At 28.9% G+C, this 16638-nt stretch carries 19 protein-coding genes; 4 read left to right on the top strand and 15 right to left on the bottom strand.

Features of this window, described 5'->3' with window-relative positions; all coding sequences use genetic code 11:
- Positions 1 to 174: 174 nt before the first annotated feature.
- The 3 genes from KAR88_RS06645 to KAR88_RS06635 form a co-directional block, all read right to left on the bottom strand.
- A complete protein-coding gene (locus KAR88_RS06645; RefSeq protein ID WP_002803230.1) occupies positions 175 to 1812 on the bottom strand; it encodes a methyl-accepting chemotaxis protein in 1638 nt (545 codons plus the stop codon).
- 66 nt (positions 1813 to 1878) lie between these two features.
- Positions 1879 to 2646 (bottom strand): hypothetical protein, encoded by a 768-nt coding sequence (locus KAR88_RS06640; RefSeq protein WP_002778424.1) that lies wholly within the window; start codon positions 2644 to 2646, stop codon positions 1879 to 1881.
- On the bottom strand, positions 2615 to 3838 hold the full coding sequence (locus KAR88_RS06635; RefSeq protein WP_002783096.1) for a glycosyltransferase family 39 protein: 1224 nt from the start codon (positions 3836 to 3838) through the stop codon (positions 2615 to 2617). Before KAR88_RS06635 ends, KAR88_RS06640 begins: the two co-directional genes overlap by 32 nt.
- Positions 3839 to 4118: 280 nt before the next feature.
- Here KAR88_RS06635 and KAR88_RS06630 point away from each other — a divergent pair, with 280 nt between their 5' ends.
- Positions 4119 to 4703, top strand: a complete 585-nt coding sequence (locus KAR88_RS06630) for a YigZ family protein (protein WP_002778421.1) — start codon at positions 4119 to 4121, stop codon at positions 4701 to 4703.
- 31 nt (positions 4704 to 4734) lie between these two features.
- Here KAR88_RS06630 and KAR88_RS06625 read toward each other — a convergent pair whose 3' ends face one another.
- The 7 genes from KAR88_RS06625 to KAR88_RS06595 all read right to left on the bottom strand — a co-directional run bounded on the left by KAR88_RS06625 (position 4735) and on the right by KAR88_RS06595 (position 8688).
- A complete protein-coding gene (locus KAR88_RS06625) occupies positions 4735 to 5112 on the bottom strand; it encodes a hypothetical protein (protein WP_002778419.1) in 378 nt (125 codons plus the stop codon).
- A gap of 50 nt (positions 5113 to 5162) precedes the next feature.
- The gene (locus KAR88_RS06620) at positions 5163 to 5498 is read right to left on the bottom strand and encodes a hypothetical protein (RefSeq protein ID WP_004284883.1); all 336 of its coding nucleotides are present in this window, start codon (positions 5496 to 5498) and stop codon (positions 5163 to 5165) included.
- Entirely contained in the window at positions 5488 to 7065 is a 1578-nt protein-coding gene (locus tag KAR88_RS06615; RefSeq protein ID WP_002778415.1) for an ABC-F family ATP-binding cassette domain-containing protein, read from the bottom strand. Before KAR88_RS06615 ends, KAR88_RS06620 begins: the two co-directional genes overlap by 11 nt.
- 77 nt (positions 7066 to 7142) lie before the next feature.
- Positions 7143 to 7400: a hypothetical protein gene (locus tag KAR88_RS06610; protein ID WP_002783102.1), complete on the bottom strand. Its 258-nt coding sequence runs from the start codon at positions 7398 to 7400 to the stop codon at positions 7143 to 7145.
- Between the two features lie 4 nt (positions 7401 to 7404).
- The gene (locus tag KAR88_RS06605) at positions 7405 to 7611 is read right to left on the bottom strand and encodes a hypothetical protein (protein WP_002778410.1); all 207 of its coding nucleotides are present in this window, start codon (positions 7609 to 7611) and stop codon (positions 7405 to 7407) included.
- Positions 7612 to 7660: 49 nt separating this feature from the next.
- Complete coding sequence (locus KAR88_RS06600; RefSeq protein WP_002778409.1) at positions 7661 to 8014, bottom strand: hypothetical protein; 354 nt, start codon at positions 8012 to 8014, stop codon at positions 7661 to 7663.
- Between the two features lie 251 nt (positions 8015 to 8265).
- Positions 8266 to 8688 carry a hypothetical protein gene (locus tag KAR88_RS06595; protein ID WP_002778403.1) on the bottom strand — a complete coding sequence of 141 codons (423 nt, stop codon included), beginning with the start codon at positions 8686 to 8688 and terminating at the stop codon, positions 8266 to 8268.
- Positions 8689 to 8854: 166 nt separating this feature from the next.
- Between KAR88_RS06595 and KAR88_RS06590 the strand changes: the two genes are divergently transcribed.
- Positions 8855 to 9064, top strand: coding sequence for a transcriptional regulator (locus KAR88_RS06590; protein WP_002778401.1), 210 nt, complete (start codon positions 8855 to 8857; stop codon positions 9062 to 9064).
- Positions 9065 to 9124: 60 nt separating this feature from the next.
- A complete protein-coding gene (locus KAR88_RS06585) occupies positions 9125 to 10081 on the top strand; it encodes a membrane protein (protein WP_002778400.1) in 957 nt (318 codons plus the stop codon).
- 4 nt (positions 10082 to 10085) lie between these two features.
- On the opposite strand, the gene KAR88_RS06580 is transcribed toward KAR88_RS06585, so the two are convergent.
- On the bottom strand, positions 10086 to 10658 hold the full coding sequence (locus KAR88_RS06580; RefSeq protein ID WP_002789646.1) for a YceI family protein: 573 nt from the start codon (positions 10656 to 10658) through the stop codon (positions 10086 to 10088).
- A 74-nt stretch (positions 10659 to 10732) separates the two neighbouring features.
- On the bottom strand, positions 10733 to 11095 hold the full coding sequence (locus tag KAR88_RS06575) for an HIT family protein (protein ID WP_002778398.1): 363 nt from the start codon (positions 11093 to 11095) through the stop codon (positions 10733 to 10735).
- Between the two features lie 109 nt (positions 11096 to 11204).
- Here KAR88_RS06575 and KAR88_RS06570 point away from each other — a divergent pair, with 109 nt between their 5' ends.
- Positions 11205 to 11885, top strand: a complete 681-nt coding sequence (locus tag KAR88_RS06570; protein ID WP_173938331.1) for a putative metalloprotease CJM1_0395 family protein — start codon at positions 11205 to 11207, stop codon at positions 11883 to 11885.
- Positions 11886 to 11903: 18 nt separating this feature from the next.
- Here the strand turns inward: KAR88_RS06570 and KAR88_RS06565 are convergent, their stop codons facing one another.
- Genes KAR88_RS06565 through KAR88_RS06555 form a run of 3 tightly spaced genes read right to left on the bottom strand, consistent with a single transcriptional unit; the run spans position 11904 to position 16613 of the window.
- Positions 11904 to 12608 (bottom strand): tetratricopeptide repeat protein, encoded by a 705-nt coding sequence (locus KAR88_RS06565; protein ID WP_072232407.1) that lies wholly within the window; start codon positions 12606 to 12608, stop codon positions 11904 to 11906.
- On the bottom strand, positions 12605 to 14437 hold the full coding sequence (locus tag KAR88_RS06560; protein ID WP_002783117.1) for a dynamin family protein: 1833 nt from the start codon (positions 14435 to 14437) through the stop codon (positions 12605 to 12607). Before KAR88_RS06560 ends, KAR88_RS06565 begins: the two co-directional genes overlap by 4 nt.
- On the bottom strand, positions 14427 to 16613 hold the full coding sequence (locus tag KAR88_RS06555) for a dynamin family protein (RefSeq protein ID WP_002778389.1): 2187 nt from the start codon (positions 16611 to 16613) through the stop codon (positions 14427 to 14429). The genes KAR88_RS06560 and KAR88_RS06555 overlap by 11 nt, the downstream gene beginning before the upstream one ends.
- Between the last annotated feature and the right edge of the window lie 25 nt (positions 16614 to 16638).

Below are 16638 nucleotides of genomic sequence, written 5' to 3'. Positions count from 1 at the left end.
AACATAGGGTTTATAAAATCTTAATTTAACTTTAGTTAACTTTAGACTATAATTTAAAGATCTTAAGTCCTTTTCTGAAAAAGGAAATGAAAGTATAACCAATTAAGCTTAAAGGAGGATTAAATAAGGCTAGAAATTTAGCCTTATTTTTGGGTGGTTGGGGGTTATAGGTGCTTAGAGCTTGAAAATAGCTATTTCAGCTTGAAGATTATCCGAAATATTTTTTAGTTCTGTCATTGCATTTTTATTTTCACTAACCGCTTGTTGAGTTTTAGAAGAAATATCTGCCACTGTTATAATTTTTTCTTCAATTTCTTCCATTAATTTTACTTGGGCGGCTACCTCTTGATTTACCTCTTGTGCTTTAAAAAGACTGTCATTAGCTTGTTTGTAGATTAAATCCACACTATCTCTTACCTCTTCGCTTAAACTTTTACCTTGAGAAATCAATGGTATAGACTCTTCTATAACGCCTACTGTTGCTATCGTTTCTTCTTGAATTTGTTTGTTAATTATAGCAATTTGATCTGTTGCCCCGCCTGTTTTTTCAGCCAATTTACGAATTTCATCAGCAACGACGGCAAAACCTCTACCTACATCTCCCGCTCTAGCAGCTTCTATGGCTGCGTTTAGAGCAAGTAAATTAGTTTGATCTGTAATCTCACTAATAAGTTCTGTACTTGTTCCTATATTCTTAGCATGTTCGCTAAGCAAGGCAATTTGCTGAGAAACTCTAGAAGAATTGCTTGCGATATATTCCATTTGAGAAGCTGTATCCTCGGCATATTTTTTATTATTCTGACAAACTTGAGTGGTATTTTTTGAATTTTCTTCTGTTTCTAGAGCCATTTTGGAAACATTTTGTGTTTTTTGACTGATTTCTCGAATTTTAAGAGCAGATTCTCTAGAAGTTTCGCCTTGAAAAATCACTGCCTTTTCAGTTTCACTTATACGACCTACCACCAAATCAGCTTTGTGGTTTAACTCATTAGAAATAGTAATCATTTTTTGGACTATATTTCGTAATTGATTTTGCATTCTAGAAATAGAATAAAGTATACTTTGTTTATATTCTGTATGAATTGGCTGTGTTAAATTTCCATTAGCAACTTCGGTGATAATTCTATTTACATCTCTTGGTTCACCACCTACGGATTTTTTAATATATCTCACTATCAAATAAGCAATAACCATAGAAATAATTAAAGCAATTATAATGATACTCATCATGATAAATTGAAAAGATTTACTTTCTAAAAGTGCTATTTGAGTTAATTCTTGATTGGCTAACTCTTTATAATCAATCAATTTATTTGTTTGAGCTAACCATAAAATAAATTCTGGTCTAGCAGAATCTAAAACCATTTTAGTTGCTGATTGAATATCATTTTCTTTCACCACTGCGTCAATAATCTTTTGATAAATTTGCACGGTATTTTTCTTAGTTTTTGCAATATCCTCTATCATAGAGCGTACATTTGAATCACCACCACCCTTAGCTACAATATCATTTAAAATAAGCTCAGCTTCTTCATAATCTTTTTCCAATTTTTGTATTTGAGCTAAAGTTTTTCTTAAGTCCTCCTGATCTTGTACTAAAACGACATCACGAATTAAAATTGATCTATCATGGATACTTCCCCTAAAATTAATCGCTTGACGAGAAATCAAAGCGTTTTCCCCTGTTGCTGTTGTAAGAGTTTTATCTAAAAAATTCACTTTAGCTATTGAAAAAACAGCTATAAACAGCATAATAAAAATAATCAAAGCAAAACTGAAATACAATCTTGCTGAAATTCCTAATCGATTCATTATTTTCTCCTTTGTTTAATATTTGCATTCAAATTATAGCAAATTTATATTAAAAATTAAAGCATTCTAAATTTTAGAACATTGAGAAAGTACACCATTTATCATTATCATTTGCTTGTTAAAATCTTGAAATTTAGGTATGTAAGCAAAACCACTAAGCGGATTGACTATAATGCAAATTTGATTTGCCTGTATTGAGCTTAAGCGTATGACACAGTCTTGATTAGTTTTAGCTAAATTTTTATCATAAACACCTTGAGAAGTTCGCAAAGGAGAATATAATCTTCCTCTTTCATCAAAAACTATCCTTGTAGAACCCCTACACGAACCTTTAAATTCTACTTTTTTTATACCAAATTTTTTAAAAATATTAAATCTTTGAGTAGTCTTACTATCGCTCTTATCAATAACTCCACTTTGTCCTGAATTCATTAATTTTTTGGGGTTTATAATATCTACAGCAATTTCACGATCAATATTGATTTCAGTTTTTCCTAAATTAGCGTTTCCATCACCATTTTTATCTAAAAATATCGTATAAGTTTGCTCATAATTTGTTGCTGCTGAATTGATAAAATATAATTGCCATCTACTTTTATACCACTCTCTTTTTGCCACTGCTAATTCCAAATCCCTAAAACTCTCTTGAGTCATTGCTAAAGTTCTTACATAGCGTATGTCATTAAGAATTTGCTTTGCACCTTGCATGAGTCTATCTTGTTTTAGATTGATTTGTGCTATGGAAATCACAAGGCCTAAGATTAAAACAACTAAAACTAGCTCAAAAAGCGTAAAAGCATCACTAGTATCTTTGGATTTGATAAATTTTTTCAAATTTTCCTAGCTTTATTGTAATATTTTTTTTATTTTTATCAAGCTGGTCTTTATTTTTAATACTTTTTAGATAAAAAGTATTACTATCTTCAATACCATAGAATTTCAATCTTGGCTGCAAAGATGTGCCAACTCTTAATTTAAAAATTTCTTGTTTTTTAAGCTCTTTGCTTAATTCTTTAGCAAGGTGATAGTTATTAGCAAAATTATATTTTGGATCAGAAACAAAATAATATAAAATTTGATTTCCTATGATAACAAAATAACAAAATAGTAAAAAAATGATAGAGCATTCTATAAAAATTTTATATCTTAATCTAAATTGCGGTAAACGCACCCTATAACTTGCCATCAAGGTTTTAATAAGTAGCGGAGTGCAAATCACACAAAATGGCAAAAAATCCTCCAAATAAAGCTTTTGCCTCAAAGAAAGCAAGGAACAAAAAATAAAGGTTACGCTCATTAAAAACCATAGTAAACTTTTTTGCTCTTTAAAAGTTAAACGATAAACTACATAAAAAAAATAAATAAAAACAAGCGGCGAAAAACAAGCGGCGAAAATTCCCAAAGTATCCAAAAAATATCCTCTTGGACGCCCACCTGTATCAAAACCATAAAAGCTTATGCTCAAACCAAAAAGTACAAGGGCCAAAGTCAATAAAAAAGAATTTCTTTTATAAATTCCAAAAAAGAAAAAGGTTAAAAATAAAATATTAAAAGACTTATCTACAAATAAAGCTAAAATCAAAAGCGGATAAAAAATCCATTTTTTTTCATATTCATACGCACAAATTATAGCTAGCGTTAAAAAAATCACTATAGAGGCTTCATTTACCAACAAAGCACTTGCAACCGTTCCTGGCAACAATACAAAAAGCAAAAGAGATAAGAAGCTATCAAAATGAGTTTTTGTATATTTTAAAGCCAAAATATAAAGTAAAATACAACTTAAAAAATGAAAAAATAAAATAGGAATTCTTAAACCAAAGTCATTTTGTCCAAAAACAAAAGTTCCAAAATGTGTGAGATAATAAAGCAAACTATGATTAAAAAAAAGAAAACTTCCTTTTTCTTCAAAATAAATTTTAGCCTCATCAACACTAATGCTAAGGGTTGAAATTCCATAAAGCAAAGCAAGTAAATCAAAAGCAAGTAAAAGAATAATAAGCTTATAATTTTTGATTTTTTCCATAAATTTGATTTTACAAAATTAAACTTAAAATATGAACTGATGTAAATTTCAAAAAATAATCCCATGCCTAATGTATAAAATAAAAATATTTTTATAAAAAGCCAACCTTGTAACACCCCATTTTATTTCTTTTATAACTTTTGAATGAATTCATAAATTTTTGACTTGTTTTTGACATTTCTTTCCTTAATTTTTGTAAAATTATAGTATATTTTTAAAAATTTTATTAATACATTATATTTTACCTTATTTAATCATAATACCAAATAAAAAGGCGAAAATGCAAACAATTGATCAAATTTTTCAAGCACAAATTGAAATTAAAAAATCTACTTTTTTATCCTATCTTTGCCCTTTTAAAGATTTTAAAAATTTGCTTGTAAATTTAAAAAAAGAACACCCCAAAGCCGTTCATTTTGTTTATGCTTATCGAACTTTAAATGAATACAATCAAATCATAGAAGATAAAAGTGATGATGGCGAGCCTAAGGGCACTTCAGGCATACCTTCTTTAAATGTTTTAAGAGGGTATGATCTTGTCAACACTGCAGTCATCACTGTAAGATATTTTGGTGGCACCAAACTTGGGACAGGAGGACTTGTAAGAGCTTATAGTGACGCGGCAAATGCAGCGATTAACAATGCCTCCTTGCTAACTTTTGAATTTAAAAAAAATATCAAAATTGCCATAGATTTTAAAAATCTCAATCGCTTCGAACATTTTTTAAGAACTCACTCTTTGGAATTTGAGCGAGACTTTAAAAATGAAAAAGTGATTTTAAGCTTAAATTTAAACGAAGAGGAAGAGCAAAAGTTTGAAATCTTTTGCGCCCAATTTACACCTTTTGAAATAGAGAAATTATAATCTATCTTAAAGCCTCGTTTGAGGCTTTAATTTAAATCGCGTTAAGTAAATCACCTAAAAGACTACTGTCTTTATTTTGTCCATTTGCATTTTGATTTAAAAGATCATTATGCACACTCGCACTTTGAGCTTTTAAAGAAAGTTCGCCCTCGTTTTGCCTAAAACGATAAGCATACATGCTTGACATTTGTGCGTATTGAGAGGAATTAGAATTTGAACTTTGGGTATTGTTTTGTAAATTTTCTTCCGTACTAGAAATACCCGAATTTTCCTCTAATTTACTTAATATATCCATAAAATCAGAATCAGAAGTCGAAGAATAATCTTCTACTTGCTTATCCACCTGCTTATACTGACCACTAATCGCATCATATTCATATGAGCTAATAGTTTTATAACTTACTTGCATAGCTTTCTCCTTTCAAAATATGCAAAAACTATACAAGCAAAAAGTGTTCCTTAATCACCATGAGTTGGTAAATGCTCCACATCAAGTTCATTATCTCTTATAAATTCTTCTTTTGCTCTCTTGCAATTTTCATCGCGTATTTTACGATATTCATTGCGTATGGTGATTTCTTTGTCGCTTAAAGGTCTATCTTCTAAAAAACTGATATGAAAATAAGTATCATCGCTTTTTGAATAAGTATTGTAAAAATCTATATAATCAAAATAATCCTTACCATTGTCAAATTCCACTACTTCTTCTATATAAATAGTAGGTCCAAAGCCTTTATGATTTTGGGTAAAATGTCCAAAGCCTGCGCTATACTGAATTCTAAATTTAGCCATCATTTTCTCCTAAAAATTCTTGGTAAGTTCCACGAAAATCAGTCAGTTCTCCATCTTTTAAGTGCCAAATACGATTAGCAAAAGCAGAAACCAGCTCCCTATCGTGACTTATACAAAGTGCAACACCCTTGAAATTATACAAAGCTTCACCAAGGGCTATGATACTCTCAAGATCCAAATGGTTATCAGGCTCATCCAAAAGTAAAAAATTTGGGCGCTCTAGCATCAAACGCGAAAGCATTAAACGATGTTTTTCCCCTCCGCTTAAGCTCGCTGCCATTTTCTCTTGATCACTACCACTAAAAAGCATTCTACCTAAACACTTTCGAATTTCATCCAAATCTTTGAATTTTTCACTCATAAGCCATTCGTAAAGTTTCAAATTTTCACAAATTAAATTACTTGTATCTTGAGGAAAATATCCAAGTTCTATAGTCGCTCCAAGGTGTATAGAACCGCTATCAGGAGCAATAGCATTGGCAATGATTTTAGCCAAAGTTGACTTACCTACACCATTTGCACCAATTAAAGCAATTTTGTCATTTTTTTCGATTTTTAATTCTAAATTTGAAAACAATTCTTTATCATAAGCCTTACTAATACCCTTAAGCTCTAAAACTTCATTTCCTATTTCACGATTTGTTCTAAAAACTATACTTGGATCCCTGCGACTTGAAATTTTAATCTCTTCAAGCTCCAATTTCTCCAAAGCCTTTGCACGACTTGTAGCTTGTTTTGCCTTAGAAGCATTCGCACTAAAACGGCGGATAAAATTTTCTAATTCTTCTCTTTCTTTTAAAGTTTTATCGCGCTTAAGTTCAGCTTGTTTAGCTAAAAGTGTTGAAGCCATATACCAATCATCATAATTTCCCGCAAAATCACGAATTTGTTTAAAATCTACATCTAAAATTCTTGTACAAATTTTATTTAAAAAATGCCTATCATGAGAAATCACCACCAAGGTTCCCTCATGTCTTAAAAGTTCATTTTCAAGCCAAGAAATTGCCTCTAAATCAAGGTTATTTGTAGGCTCATCTAAAAAAAGTACATCTGCTCCTAAAAACAATACTTGCGCAAGCAAGACTTTAAATTTGTCTGCGCTTTGCAAGGTGCTCATCAAAACATCAAAATCTTTGATTTTTAAAGAGCTTAAAATTTTCTCACAACGTGTTTCACAATCATAATTTGGATCCTCTTCAGCCGTTATTATCTCAAGCTCACCTAAACGCTCATTGATCTCATCAGTAAATTCCTCGCTCATATAAAGCTTTTCTTTTTCTTTTAAGGCCTCATATAAACGCTTATTTGCACACATCACTGCATCTTTGATGGTGTAGTTTTCAAAAGCAAATTGATCCTGTCCTAAAACTGCAATTTTCAAGCCTTCATCAAATACTATTTCACCACTACTTGACTCAATTTCTCCTGAAAGAATTTTTAAAAAAGTCGATTTTCCTGCACCATTAGCTCCTATTAGTCCGTATCTTTGTCCTCGAACAAGCTTTAAATTAACATTTTCAAATAAAAGCTGATTTGCAAAACGCATAGTAAGATTTTTTACTTCAACCATGATTTTCCTTAAATTTTTTACTTATAAAAATTTTTAAGAAATTGTAGCGAAAAAGGCTTGAATTTTTAATTTTAAAATTAAATTTTTTGATAGTTAAAAATAAATTCTATAATTTTATTATAATTTTGTTTTTTAATTTTTTTATAGACTAAAAATAAATCTACTCCCCACCAAATAATGCCCAATAATAGAAAAATTCCAAACAACCCGAAAAAAATTTCAGAAATATCCGAGTTAGAATCATTTTCATAGCTAATTCCTAGTATCAAAAATAACACACAAGGAAATAAAGATAATATTATACGCAATATTCCTAATGCATAGTCTTTTATCATAAATCTATCGATTGCCAACCAACCTAAACTTAAAAAAACCACATATCATACTCATAATTAGAGGTTTTATAGGATCTTGAAGTCTTAAAAATACCAAATTTGATAAAGCTTCTTTTTTATTTTGTAATTGTTCAAACTTAAGCTTTAAATTGAAAAAATCTTCTTGATTTATTTTATCTTGTATATTTAAAAGAAAAACATTATAATCCATATCCAGTCTCCTTAAAATTAACTTTTTAAGGCATTTTTGCCTTAAAAAGTTATCTAGTAATTTCTACATATACCATACCATCATCAGTATATCTAGCAAAATACTCGATCCAAGCATCCCATTTGTAAGGGCGAGAATCAATACTTCCATTTGCTTTTACTTGAGCTTTACAATACTGTGTTTTACTTTCCTTATCGGTTAAATCGCTCATAAAACCACTATAAGTAAATTTCAACTTTTTACGATCAACCTCAGAAAATCTACCAAAATTGTGTTCTAAAATAATCTCAGTTAAAACATTTTGTACATCTTGATCACTACATTTTGGAATACCGTTACTACAAGCACTCAAAAATACTGCCAAAATTCCAACAAACATAAATTTCGCATTAAAACATTTCATTAATTTCCTCCTTTTTTGTTCACCTAAATAATATTTTAGTTTCTATTCATCTGTACCAAGTTCACCATTTTACTTGTAATCTCTAAAAAAACCTGTGCAATATTTGGAGCAACAGACAAAATATTTAAAAGCAATTTTCTTTATTGCTTAAGAATTCTAAATCTCACTTGCCACAAAAACAAAATTTACTAAAAACTTAATAAAAATATTTTGCAAACTTATTTTTGATTGTTTTTCATAAAAACTCGAAATTATTGTATAATATTTGCAATCTTTTCAAAATTTTGTTTTCTTAATTTTTTACCCACTAAAAACATATCTACAATCCACCAAATCCAATTAACAAGCCACAACAAACCATATATTATCCCTAAAGCACTATATGTAATCATTAAAATACCACAAAACATAGCTACAATTGTAATTCCCAAGCGTATAAGCCCTAAAACCCAATCTCCTATCATAAAACGACCCACTCCAAAAGCACCAAATAAAAAAGTCCCTACCCAAAATACTAAAGCGGGACTTTTTAGTTTTATCATTGGAAGCTGTGCTACTACTTCTTTTTGTTTATCCTCATTTAAGCGATCAAATTTCTCTTTTAGCATCACGGTAGATGTTGCATCTTTTGGCAATTTATCGCCAATGCTGAAAAGAACCGAATTGAAATCCATAACTACTCCTTGAAAATTAAAAAATATCTCGAATTATTCCATACTATAACTTAATTAATATTGAAATATTAAATATATTTTATATAAAAGATTGAATATTTCAAGTGTTTTTAATAAAGAAATTTTAATGTAAAATTTTTTAAAGGCTAAATTTTTGAGGTAAAAAATGACAAAAAAGAGCAAGCGTGATATGGCATATGAACTAGACATTGATGTTAGCACTTTATATAATTGGAGAAAATACAAACCCAATTTATATCGTATTGTTATGCTTGGCTTTAAATTTGATGAACTTTTAGAAAATAGCAAAAAAACTCATGAAGAATTGCTTCATATAGAACAAACCATACAAGATGAAATTGCTAAATTTAAATAAAATCCGCTTTTAAGCTTTTTTCTATACAATTATCACTTTTATTAAAATCAAGGATTTGAAATGTTTTTATTAGATTTTTTAATATCATTGAGTTTTATTTTTGAAATTTCAGCTCTTGTGCTATCCTTTTACTTTAAAAATTCAAAAATTTTCTTTTTGACTTTAGTATTACTAGGAGCTAAGTTGCCTTATTTTTATACAAGTTTTTTTCAAGCTAATTTATTTGTGGCTTTGTTTTTACCTATGATTTTTACTCTATTTTGCCTTGGAAAACATCATGTTTTAATTTTAAATAAAAAAAATATCGCCTCAATTACAACCCTTATTTTTATAGGCATTTTAAGTATCATTTTACCTAGAAATACTACTTTCAATAGCGCTGGTTTAGAATTCCATTTTATTACATTAAATTTTTTTAAACCTGTGAGTGAATTAGGATTTTTATTTTTTTTAGTCGGCTTAATACTCATTTTTATCAAAACTTTTAAAACTAAAGAATATTATCTTCTTATCGCATTTTTTGCTGCATATTTTCAGTTTTTATTCCAAGAAGGAACAGGAATAAGATATTTTGAATTTGCAAGTTTGGTTTTTTGTTTTTATCTTTTAAATTACGCTTATAGGTTAGCTTTTTTTGACACCTTAACAAAGCTACCCAATGAAAAAAGCCTTACACGCTTTACAAAAGGAAAAAACAACTATATCATTGCCTTGCTTCATTTTAATGAACTAAAAGATACTAAAGAAAGCTATACCAAACTCATTTTAAAACAAATTGCAAAAATTTTAAAACGCTTTAGAGCAAAAATTTTTATCGTAGAAAATGATTTTATTTTAATTTTTAATGATAAAAATCAAGCTTTAAATCATCTTGCTTTTTTAGAATCCACCTTGAAAAACACGGAATTTAATTTAGAAAATGAAAATTTTAAACCGGATTTTAAATTGATTTGGCAAGAAAGTGAAGAAAATTTGGATAAAAATTTACAAAGTCTAAGAGCAAGACTCTTAGACTAAAAAATTATTTTTCGTTCGCTTCAACTTCGATATTTAAATTAATATCATCACTTAAAGTAATAGTTGAAGTACCTGGCGCAAAGTTAAAATCAGAGCGTTTGATTTTACCATTTAAAGAAAAACCTACTTTTTCTTTTCCATCTTTACCCTTAGCTGTACCGCCGATTTCAGTATCTAAAACCACATCTTTAGAAACGCCTGTTATGGTTAAAGTTCCTGTCATTTTACCCTTTTCGTTATCGATTTTTTCATATTTTTTCATTACAAAAGTCATATTAGGGAATTGTTTTGCTTTGAAAAAATCATTTTGTTGTAAGTGATTATCTCTTGTTTGATTGTCTGTATTTACAGATGCTACTTTAATTGTTGCTTCAAGTTTTTTAAATTCAAAACTTGCAGGATCAAAGTCAATTACCGCATCATAATCTTGAAAATTTCCTTTTACATTGCTAATTTGCAAATGTTTAATTTTAAAACCTACATCAGTGTGAGTTTTATCTAAAGTATATTCTTTAGCAAATAAACCTGCACTCAACAAAGAAGCTGCAACAAGAGAGCTTAATAAAATCTTTTTCATTTTTTTCCTTTTTTTGTATTTTTATGTAAAAAGAATTCTAATAAACAAAAAACAATCAACCATTAATGATAATTTTAGTCCATTTTATTTTTAAGAAAAATCACAAATTCATCAAAACTAGGCAAATTTAAGTCTTTTAATTCTCTTTGCTGCTTGCCCCACATACATTCTGGAAAAAAAGCATCCTCTTTAAATCTCGCCATTATATGAAAATGTACCCTTGGAACATAGTTTGCAAAAGAAGCAATATTGATTTTTTCAGGTTTGTAAAATTCTATCATAGCCTTTTCACATCGCAAAATTTTGTCAAAAATTTCTTTTTGAAGTTCATAGGGACAATCGCTAAATTCTTTATAAACTTGCTTGGTAAAAATTTTAATCCATGGCACTTGAGCTTCCTCTTTTTCGATATAAATCAAGTCATTCTCATAAATCATTAATCTTCCTTTAAAATTGTATTGATTGTTATTTTACAAAATTTATCAAAATTTTAAGTCAAAATGCGTTAATATTGTCTAAAATATACAAAAAAATAAAGGAGGAAAAATGCAAATTGGCTTAAATTACAACTATGCTAGCAATTCCTCTTATTATGATAAAACACAAAAAAATAATGCCGAACAAGAAAATACAGAAAATACAAACTCACAAAATAAAGACTCAAAACAAAACAATGAACAAACTCAAATGATAAATGGCGTTGAGCTTACCATGCAACAAGTACAACAAGTGCGTGAGCTTCAAAGTATAGACAGAAATGTAAAAGCTCACGAAGCAGCACATCAAGCCGCTGGAGGTGGTTTAGCTGGAGCTGCAAGCTTTAGCTACACAAGAGGACCTGATAATCAAATGTATGCCACAGCAGGTGAAGTTCCTATAAGAATGCAAAAAGGAAGGACACCTGAAGAAACTATCGCCAATGCGCGTCAAGTCGTTGCAGCAGCCATGGCGCCTGCTGATCCTAGTCCGCAAGATTATAAAGTCGCTGCAAATGCTCTAAAAATGGAATTTGAAGCAAGAGCTGAAGCAACAAAACTTAAAGCGCAAGAAGCACAAGAGAAAAAAGAAGAAAACGAAGAAAAGCAAGAAAATCTTGATATAAATAATCAAGATTCTAAAGATAATTTCGAAGAAACACAAGCAAACAAAGACTTTAAAAATTTCATTGGCAAAATTTATCAACAAAATTCACAAAATAATCCAATCAATTTTAGTTTAGTTTCTTAAAATATTTTTGATAACATTTTAATAAATTTCTATATCTTGAGAATTTAGCTTTCTATAAGCAGCACAAGCTTCTTGGTGTTTTTTATCGCAAGCCATACCTAAATATCTCTTAGCCTTTTTCAAATCTTTTTTCTCAAGCTCATAATAACGTCCGATCAAATAACAAGCCTCTGTAAAACCTAAAGTACAAGATTTAGAATAAAAAGCCAAAGCTGATTTAAGATTTTGCCTTACAAGCTCTCCTCTTTCATACAAAAAGCCTAATTTATAGCAAGCTCTAGCGTCTTTTAAATCGCAAGATCTTTTATAAAAATGCGTAGCCATTTGACCATCTTTTTCATCTTCATAAACCAAACCCATATGATTACAACTTGAAGATTCACCTAAATTACAAGCCTTGTTAAATGCCAAAAGGGATTCATTAACATAACCTAGATCTTGTAAGGTTAAGGCCATATTAGAACAAGCCTTAGTCAAACCGAGTTTGCAGGATTTATCATAAAATTTACACGCTTTATCAAAATCTCTTGCAACTCCTTGAGCATTTTCATTCATATAGGCTAAAGAAAAGCAAGCTCTAGCATTGTCTTTTTCGCAAAGTCTTTCAAAAATTTCATATGCTTTTACAAATTTATTTCCCTCATAAAGCCTTAAAGCATTATCTAAATCATTCACAGCAAAAAGAGTGTGAAAAAATAAAGATAAAATGAAAAATATCCTCATAAATTTTCCTTCAATACACTTCTGACTTCTAAAATTTGCTCTTTGCGTTTTTGTAATTCTACTTTTTTTAAGTCTAAAATTTTATTTTTTTCTTGAATTATATTTGTATTTTGTTCTAAAAAATGATTAGATATTTTTACTAAAATCGGTTTATTGATAAGCAAAGCTTCAAATTCATAAGCATTAAGCTCAGTTAAAACCCTTTCATAAATTTCACTCTTTTTAGGATAAAAAAGCGTAAATTCGGAACTATCTAGCTCATAAAGAACTCGACTTTCATTGATTTTTCTACTGAAAAATGCCAAGCTTAATTTTGTAGCGTTTGCATAATTTGCAAAAGCTTTGAGATTTAACTTTTCAAAAAATAAATCCAACTCTAGCAAACTTTTAAATAAAAGCTCTTTAAAGTCTTTTAAAAAGTACTCATCGCTTGCATTGCAAAAAGCCCTAAGTTCGCTAAAATTTTTATCGCTTTGCAAGATATTATCTTTTTGTATATTTGAAAATTCAGCTTTAAAAAGCAAAATGTCTTTTTCTAAATTGTCTATAAAATCTTTCAATTTTTGTTTTATTTTTTCAAATGATTCGTAAATTTCATTTTTGATTTTTTTAAATTCTTTATTCATTATATCGCTGTTGTAAAACATTGCCAAAAAAGCATCATCGCTCGAAATAAAAGGAGCTTTATAATCGTATTTTACATACAAATCTTTTTTCAAAAATCCCTTGGCTTCTTTATAAAAATGAGCCTCTTTTTCTTTAATGCAATTAAAAATTTCACTCGCAATTCTTTCGCCAATGCTTTTAAGCTTATTTAAAATTTGATGATTTAAAATTTGAACTTCTTTTATAAAATCATCAAAAGAAGAATTTAATTTCTCTTGATAAATTTGAAATTGATTTGCAAGCTTATCAAAAATATCCACAAAAAGCCTATTTTCATCCTCTAAAACTTGACATAAATGAAGCATTTTTCTCTTTGTAAATTTTTGTTTTAAGGCTTTCTCATCTAAGTTATCTAAAAAATCTAACAAAAGATTAAAATTAGATTCTTCATATTTTGTTTCATCTTTTGCTTCCTTGCAAGAAATGGCAATTAATTCTTTAAAATATTTAGAAAAAACTGTTTTGGCATAATTTAACACATTTTCTAATTCTTGAGCGCTAAGCTTATCTTTTTGATTTAACACACAAATGCTATTTTCACCCAAAAGCTCCAAATTTGCCTTTATAGCATCTTCTTCGCTCTTTTTTCCTGCATTATCGATCAAACTTAACCAAATTGCCGCGTGGATATTTTGGAGCTCCTTTAGGGTGGTTAAAGTATCATCTTCATTAGCATTAAGCCCTGGAGTGTCCACTAGGGTGATTTTTTTAAGCAAAGGTATGGGTGCAAAAATATGCAAACTTTTTGTTTCTTTTACATTATTTCTTTGATCTGTGTATTTTGCCAACTCCTCTATATGAGTGATTTCATCACTTCCATCTTGAAATTCAACTCTTAAAAAATACTCATCCGCATAACGCAAAAAAGTGGGTTTAAAAGTAACAGGCACTACTCCAGTAGGCAAGCATTCTTTTTTTAGGATTAAATTCAAAAGGGTTGATTTTCCACTTGAAAATTGTCCTATGATAGCAATATTAATATTTTTATCTAAAGAAAAACTCAATTCTTCAAGCTCTTGAATAAGATTATAGCTTGGGTGCATGAAAGGCTCATTTAGTTTTTTACACAACATTTTAATTTGCCCTTCAAAACTTTTATCAAAATCTATATTATAGGCATCTTCATAAGCCTTTATAAAATGATTTAAAATATTAATTTGCATTCATAAGCTCCACTTCAAGCTGTTGTAATTTTGCAATTTTTTCCAAATTTCCCTCATAAGAAAATAAAATGTCAGCATTTTGATTTTTAAGATTATTGATTAAATGTTCAATACTCGCTAACTTTTCTTTTTGCAATACTTCATAATTTTTCATTCTTTCATTCAAGAAAGCAAAAAAGGCGCCATTGATATCCAAATCCTTTAATATAGCACCTATATTAAAACTTTCAAAAGTGCTAAAAATCACTTCTGTTAATTTTGTTTCAAGCTCAAATAAATCGACTTTGGTAGAGATAATTTGCTCGATTTGCAGTCTTAACAATGCAAATTTTTCATCACTAAAAATATTTTCTATCTTTTTAGAAATTTCATCTTTAAAGCCTTCAAATCCATTGTCAAAATCATCTTTTAAGAAATCATATTTTAAAGCCAAACTTGTTTTTAATTCCTCTATTTTTTTAATATTTTCAAATTTAACTTCTCTTAAAATATCATTAATACCATCTTTAACCGTGATATCTATCATATTTAAAATACGATTAATGTTAATTTTTTGGGCTTTATCTTTTAGATATTTAATCTCATCAATCAAACGCTCTTTGAGCTTTTTAGCCAATAATAAAACAAGATTATCCACCCCATTTTCAAAATTTTCAAGATTTAAAATCGAATTTGAAATCTCTTCTTTTGCCTCCTTAAGCGCTTCTTCTTTAGCCTTAAATTCCAATAAAAGTTTATCATTTTCTTCGCTTAAGCCTTGCCCGTCTTCTTTTATAAGCTTGTTTTGCATTTCATATTCATTTAAAATATTTCTAAGCTCTAAAAGCAATTCTTTTTTATAGGCTTGTAAAATAATTTTACTTTTTTCTCCAGAATAAAGCTCATTAAAAAGATATTCCTCAAATTCTTTCATGCCACTTTTCTTAAAGCTTTCTTCAGAAGATAAACCCTTGTAAAAATCACTTGCCATTTTTGCGCTTACACATAAAAAATCTATCTTTTCTATCAAATGCGTGTCAAAATTTTCAAGTCTAGCCTTAAGACTTTCTTTGGTGTAATTTATCACTTCATCTAAATCTTTTTGGCTTAACAAATCCGCCTTGGTAAGGACAATTAAAAATTTGCTAAGCCGAGAATTCAATAAACAATGGATTAAAAATTCAGCATCTTTTTGTGTTAAAGCTTGAGAAGCATTCATAAGATGGATTAAAAAATCGCTTTCTTTAAGATACTCATTAGTTAGAATTTCTCTTTGCACGACTATATCATCAAGTCCTGGAGTATCCACTATAGAGATATTGTTTTTTAAAAATTCCAAATTGCTTTTGATTTCTATCTTCTTAATAAGAGCAGAAATTTGGTTTTTAGCAGAACTAAACTCTTTAAGCTCCTTTAGATTGATTTTTTGTGTTAAAGCCTTATCTTGAACATATTCTTTAATATCGATTTTTAAAGCAAGCTCATCGATGAATTCTTTAAGCTCCTTGCTAAATTTGGAACTTTTTAATATATTATCCCATTCTTGAGTATCCCAAAAATAAATCACGGCCTCTTGAGTATTGCCATAGCTTAATAAAGTCAAATTTGCGGTTTCAGGGATATTAGAAACCCCCAAAAAATCCTCTTTTAAAAGCGCATTAAGCAAGCTTGATTTTCCTGAATTCATAACACCTGTTATAGCTATATTAAATTCTAATTTTTGAAATTTCTCTAAAGTCTTTTGAAGTCTTATTTTGCTATTTTCATCAAAACTCAATTGACTAAGTTCCATATTGATATGATTAAGCTCATTAAAACCACTTTGAAACAAAGCTTTTTTATCGATACTTTGAACTTGAATATTTTGTATATATTCTAAAATTTCAGCATTGTTTGAAATTTTTTGCAAAATTCGCAAGGCTTTTAATAAATCTTGTTTAGGTATAAAACCCTCCCTAAACATATTTAAAACACAAATTTGAGCTTTTTGAATGCTAAAAATATCTACTCTTAAATCAATTTTTTTACAAATATTGCTAAATTCTTTTAAGAGAAAATATCTTTCATAATTATCCTTATTAACACTCAATATGATAGCAAGTTCGGAAACATCAAGAATATTTTTATCTTTAAAGCTTGCATTAAAATCTAAAAGCTGGAGTTCATTTTGCCAGAGTTTTTGGAGTAATTCTTTCATAATTTTCCCCTTTTTAAGGGGAAAA

It is taken from the genome of Campylobacter sp. JH23 (assembly GCF_017846595.1).
Classification (GTDB): Bacteria; Campylobacterota; Campylobacteria; order Campylobacterales; family Campylobacteraceae; genus Campylobacter_D; species Campylobacter_D coli.
The sequence above is the reverse complement of the archived record's forward strand: the minus strand, read 5'-3'. Positions and strand labels throughout refer to the sequence as shown.

Coding starts and splice junctions, on each gene's coding strand:
- KAR88_RS06645 (WP_002803230.1), bottom strand. CDS start 1,812: ATGAATCGATTAGGAATTTCAGCAAGATTGTATTTCAGTTTTGCTTTG.
- KAR88_RS06635 (WP_002783096.1), bottom strand. CDS start 3,838: ATGGAAAAAATCAAAAATTATAAGCTTATTATTCTTTTACTTGCTTTT.
- KAR88_RS06630 (WP_002778421.1), top strand. CDS start 4,119: ATGCAAACAATTGATCAAATTTTTCAAGCACAAATTGAAATTAAAAAA.
- KAR88_RS06625 (WP_002778419.1), bottom strand. CDS start 5,112: ATGCAAGTAAGTTATAAAACTATTAGCTCATATGAATATGATGCGATT.
- KAR88_RS06620 (WP_004284883.1), bottom strand. CDS start 5,498: ATGATGGCTAAATTTAGAATTCAGTATAGCGCAGGCTTTGGACATTTT.
- KAR88_RS06615 (WP_002778415.1), bottom strand. CDS start 7,065: ATGGTTGAAGTAAAAAATCTTACTATGCGTTTTGCAAATCAGCTTTTA.
- KAR88_RS06610 (WP_002783102.1), bottom strand. CDS start 7,400: ATGATAAAAGACTATGCATTAGGAATATTGCGTATAATATTATCTTTA.
- KAR88_RS06605 (WP_002778410.1), bottom strand. CDS start 7,611: ATGGATTATAATGTTTTTCTTTTAAATATACAAGATAAAATAAATCAA.
- KAR88_RS06600 (WP_002778409.1), bottom strand. CDS start 8,014: ATGAAATGTTTTAATGCGAAATTTATGTTTGTTGGAATTTTGGCAGTA.
- KAR88_RS06595 (WP_002778403.1), bottom strand. CDS start 8,688: ATGGATTTCAATTCGGTTCTTTTCAGCATTGGCGATAAATTGCCAAAA.
- KAR88_RS06590 (WP_002778401.1), top strand. CDS start 8,855: ATGACAAAAAAGAGCAAGCGTGATATGGCATATGAACTAGACATTGAT.
- KAR88_RS06585 (WP_002778400.1), top strand. CDS start 9,125: ATGTTTTTATTAGATTTTTTAATATCATTGAGTTTTATTTTTGAAATT.
- KAR88_RS06580 (WP_002789646.1), bottom strand. CDS start 10,658: ATGAAAAAGATTTTATTAAGCTCTCTTGTTGCAGCTTCTTTGTTGAGT.
- KAR88_RS06575 (WP_002778398.1), bottom strand. CDS start 11,095: ATGATTTATGAGAATGACTTGATTTATATCGAAAAAGAGGAAGCTCAA.
- KAR88_RS06570 (WP_173938331.1), top strand. CDS start 11,205: ATGCAAATTGGCTTAAATTACAACTATGCTAGCAATTCCTCTTATTAT.
- KAR88_RS06565 (WP_072232407.1), bottom strand. CDS start 12,608: ATGAGGATATTTTTCATTTTATCTTTATTTTTTCACACTCTTTTTGCT.
- KAR88_RS06560 (WP_002783117.1), bottom strand. CDS start 14,437: ATGCAAATTAATATTTTAAATCATTTTATAAAGGCTTATGAAGATGCC.
- KAR88_RS06555 (WP_002778389.1), bottom strand. CDS start 16,613: ATGAAAGAATTACTCCAAAAACTCTGGCAAAATGAACTCCAGCTTTTA.